Genomic DNA, 4,287 nt, shown 5'->3' on the forward strand with positions numbered 1-4,287 from the left:
ACGACGAACTGCAGCGTATGTGGATCCTGCGCAAGCTGCTGCACCCGATGGACGAAGTGGCTGCCATCGAGTTCCTGGTCGACAAGCTGAAGACGACCAAGACCAACGACGAGTTCTTCTTGTCGATGAAGCGCAAGTAATACCCCAGCTGTTTAAAAAGAAGCGCCCGGAAGGGCGCTTTTTTTTGCCTCAGATTATTTGTATATGGATTGAAATGTACGCGGCTGATAACTTTCGCGCTTTCCAGGAACTTTGTATCCAGAACGAGAAAGGTTTTTCATGCACACGTTTGGCAATCGCCGTGATATCGACGGATTACGGGCACTGGCGGTAATTCCCGTCGTACTGTTTCATTTCGGGTTCAGTACATTCAGCGGCGGCTTTGTCGGTGTCGACGTCTTTTTCGTCATTTCCGGATTCCTGATCACCTCGATCCTGTTCCGCGAAATCAGCGCACAGCGTTTCAGTTTTCTCGACTTCTGGGGCCGTCGTGCCCGGCGCATTCTGCCGGCGTTGACTGTGGTTGTGGTGGTGACGCTGGCTTTAGGCTGGCTGTTGCTGACAGCCAAAGACCTGGCTGAACTCGGGCGCACGATTCGTTACCAGTCGCTGTTCATTTCCAACATTCTGTTCATGCGTGAAGACGGCTACTTTGCGCCGGCGTCGGAGCTCAAACCGCTGCTGCATACCTGGTCGCTGGCGGTGGAGGAGCAGTACTACATCTTCTTCCCGTTGATGATGGTGTTGCTGATGCGGTATGTCCGTCATTGGCGCTGGATGCTGTTCGCGGTCCTGTTGGTGTCGTTTGGCCTGAACCTCATTTATATCGAACGCCGGCCTGAATTCGCCTTCTTCGCGCTGCCGACCCGCGCCTGGGAGCTGCTCTGCGGAGCAATGCTGGCGGTGCTGCCCGCGTCGAAACACGTCGCACGGCCGTGGCTGCGCCAGTCGGTGGGCGTGGCCGGACTGGCGGCGGTGCTGCTGGCGATATTCACCTTTGACAAGTCCACGGTGTTCCCGGGCTGGGCGGCATTGCTGCCGGTATTGGGCACTACCGCGTTGATCTGGTCGGGCGCGCAAGGTGCGACGTGGGCCAGCCGTCTGTTGAGTGTCCGCGTTCTGGTGTGGGTCGGCCTGCTGTCCTACTCCCTGTATCTGTGGCACTGGCCGGTTTATGTGTATGCCAATGCAATTTCCATCGACGGCATCCAGCCGCTGGAGGCGCTCGGCTGGATGGCCCTGGCGTTGGCCCTGGCCTGGTTGAGCCTGCGTTATATCGAGCTGCCCTTTCGTGAGAAACGAGTGTTCGCCAAGCGGAATTCCATGTTGGTCGGTGGTTTGCTGTCGATCACCGTGCTGGCGATTACCGGCTCGGTGATTAACTCGTCAGACGGTGTGCCACAGCGTCTGACCGGCAAGGCGCTGGAATACGCGCAATCGCGGGAGTGGAAGGCCGGGCAAGCGGATTGCATGCAGCTGAGCACGGACAAAGCGCTGGACAAGGCCTGTCGGTTGGGCGGCGATGAACAGGTCGCTCCGACCAAGATGTTCTGGGGCGACAGTCACACGGCGGCACTGTTGCCGGCCATCGCCGGCACTCTCGGTCGCGACGCGCAGCCGGTCTGGTTGTACAGCCTGACGGCTTGCCCGCCGATTGTCGAAGACCGCCTGCGCCCTCAATGCCAGGACTTCAACAAACGCAACATGGCGCTGGTGCTCAGTCGAGGGATCAAGGATGTCGTACTGGCGGCGAACTGGAGCCTGTACATTTATGGTCGCGAAGATGGCGACGGCGACAGACAGTTTCTGCTTGAGCGCAAGGACAGTCCGGCGCAAGCCGAACAGCGTCTGGCTGCCGGGCTCAAGGCGCAAGTGGCTGAGCTGCGCGCGGCTGGTGTGCAAGTCTGGCTGTTCAAGGAAGTGCCGCTGCAGCACAAGAGCTACATCGACCGCCTGACCAGCCTCGCGCGCATCGGGCGCTCGGCGCAAGGGCTCGGTCGCCCGCTCAATGAGCATCTGGCGCGCCAGCGGTTTTTCACCGAGCTGTTCGGCTCGATGAGTGCGGCGGATCCCGGCGTGCATGTTATCGACCCGACCTCGCTGATGTGCAAGGACGGACTCTGCGCCATTGATGTCGATGGCCACTCGCAGTACAAGGATGCCGACCATCTGTCGGACGTGGGCAGTGCCAGACTGAGCCCGCTGTTTGCACCATTGCTGCTGGGTACTAGCCACAATTGAGCGATCCCGGGCGCTGACGGGCTGCTGTTTGCCCGTCAGAGCAGGTAGGATGTACGCCTATTTTGAGGGTGCCATCGTCAATGAAATTCAAGGATCTTCGGGATTTCGTGCAGCAGCTTGAGCAGCGCGGAGAGTTGAAACGCATCCAGATTCCCGTCTCGCCGGTGCTGGAAATGACCGAGGTGTGCGACCGCACGCTACGGGCCAAGGGCCCGGCGCTGCTGTTCGAGAAACCCACCGGCTACGACATTCCGGTGCTCGGCAACCTGTTCGGCACCCCCGAGCGGGTCGCCATGGGCATGGGCGCCGAGTCGGTCAGCGAGCTGCGCGAAATCGGCAAGCTGCTGGCCTTCCTCAAGGAGCCGGAGCCGCCGAAGGGCTTGAAGGACGCGTGGTCGAAACTGCCGATCTTCCGCAAGATCATCTCGATGGCGCCGAAAGTCGTTAAAGACGCGGTGTGCCAGGAAGTGGTCATCGAAGGCGACGACGTCGACCTGGCGATGCTGCCGGTGCAGACCTGCTGGCCCGGCGACGTCGGCCCGCTGATCACCTGGGGCCTGACCGTCACCAAAGGCCCGAACAAGGACCGCCAGAACCTCGGTATCTACCGTCAGCAAGTGATCGGTCGCAACAAGGTGATCATGCGCTGGCTCAGCCACCGTGGTGGCGCGCTGGACTTCCGCGAGTGGTGCGAGAAGCATCCGGGTCAGCCGTTCCCGGTGTCCGTGGCCCTCGGTGCCGATCCGGCGACCATCCTCGGTGCCGTAACGCCAGTGCCGGACAGCCTTTCCGAATACGCCTTTGCCGGCCTGCTGCGGGGTAACCGCACCGAACTGGTCAAGTGCCGCGGCAACGACCTGCAAGTCCCGGCCACCGCCGAGATCATCCTCGAAGGCGTGATCCATCCGGGCGAAATGGCCGACGAAGGCCCATACGGCGACCACACCGGCTACTACAACGAAGTCGACAGCTTCCCGGTGTTCACCGTCGAGCGCATCACCCACCGGATCAAACCGATCTACCACAGCACCTACACCGGCCGTCCGCCGGATGAGCCGGCGATCCTTGGCGTGGCGTTGAACGAAGTGTTCGTGCCGATCCTGCAGAAGCAGTTCCCGGAGATCACCGACTTCTACCTGCCGCCGGAAGGCTGCTCGTACCGCATGGCCGTGGTGACGATGAAGAAGTCGTATCCGGGGCATGCCAAGCGCGTGATGCTCGGTGTCTGGTCGTTTTTGCGACAGTTCATGTACACCAAGTTCGTTATCGTCACTGACGACGATATCAACGCCCGGGACTGGAACGACGTGATCTGGGCCATCACCACGCGCATGGATCCCAAGCGCGACACGGTGATGATCGACAATACGCCGATCGACTACCTCGACTTTGCCTCGCCGGTCTCCGGCCTGGGCTCGAAAATGGGCCTGGATGCCACCCACAAGTGGCCGGGCGAAACCACCCGCGAGTGGGGCCGCGTGATCGTCAAGGACGACGCCGTCACCCAGCGGATCGATGCCATCTGGAATCAGTTAGGAATAGATTGATGCGTGTAACCCTGCAGCCCTCCGGAGCGGTGCTTGAGATACAGCCCGGTGAGCGGATTCTCGACGGTGCGCGGCGCCTGGGCTACGACTGCCCGCAAAGCTGCCGCAACGGCAACTGCCACGTGTGTGCGGCGTTGCTGGTCGAAGGCCGGGTCGAACAGGCCGGCAAGGTGCACGACCACGGCGAGTTCTACACTTGCATAGCCGAGCCGCTGGAAGACTGCATCCTGTTGTGGGATGGCGTGCTGGCGTTGGGAGAACTGCCGGTGCGCAGCCTGTCGTGTCAGGTCATCGAATGCCGGGACGTTGGCGGTGACACCTGGCGTGTACGCTTGCGGGCGCCGGCCGGTAAACCGCCGCGCTATCACGCCGGACAGTACCTGATGATCGAGCGCGAGAGCGGCGAGAAGTCGGCGTTCTCCATGGCCTCGGCGCCGCACGGCGGGCGTGATCTGGAAATCCACGTGCTGGCGCGTGAAGCCAGTGCGCTGAGCCTGAT

The 4,287-nt window shown here is 61.4% G+C and carries 3 protein-coding genes and 1 pseudogene; all 4 read left to right on the plus strand.

Going from position 1 to position 4,287, the window contains the following annotated elements:
• Positions 1–140, plus strand: a pseudogene (rho, locus tag DBR24_RS31405) (transcription termination factor Rho); the annotation flags it as partial.
• 139 nt (positions 141–279) lie between these two features.
• Positions 280–2,241: an acyltransferase family protein gene (locus tag DBR24_RS02745; RefSeq protein WP_128613831.1), complete on the plus strand. Its 1,962-nt coding sequence runs from the start codon at positions 280–282 to the stop codon at positions 2,239–2,241.
• A gap of 80 nt (positions 2,242–2,321) precedes the next feature.
• Positions 2,322–3,788 (plus strand): 4-hydroxy-3-polyprenylbenzoate decarboxylase, encoded by a 1,467-nt coding sequence (gene ubiD / locus DBR24_RS02750; protein ID WP_003229330.1) that lies wholly within the window; start codon positions 2,322–2,324, stop codon positions 3,786–3,788.
• Positions 3,788–4,287, plus strand: a 500-nt coding sequence (locus DBR24_RS02755; RefSeq protein ID WP_128613832.1) for a 2Fe-2S iron-sulfur cluster-binding protein, incomplete at its 3' end; no start/stop codon positions are given. The genes ubiD and DBR24_RS02755, both read left to right, overlap by 1 nt.

The organism is Pseudomonas sp. HMWF006 (assembly GCF_003061205.1).
GTDB classification, from domain to species: Bacteria; Pseudomonadota; Gammaproteobacteria; order Pseudomonadales; family Pseudomonadaceae; genus Aquipseudomonas; species Aquipseudomonas monsensis.

Bases quoted from the DNA above. Each gene is read 5' to 3' on its own strand.
- DBR24_RS02745 (WP_128613831.1), top strand. From the start codon at position 280: ATGCACACGTTTGGCAATCGCCGTGATATCGACGGATTACGGGCACTG.
- ubiD (WP_003229330.1), top strand. From the start codon at position 2,322: ATGAAATTCAAGGATCTTCGGGATTTCGTGCAGCAGCTTGAGCAGCGC.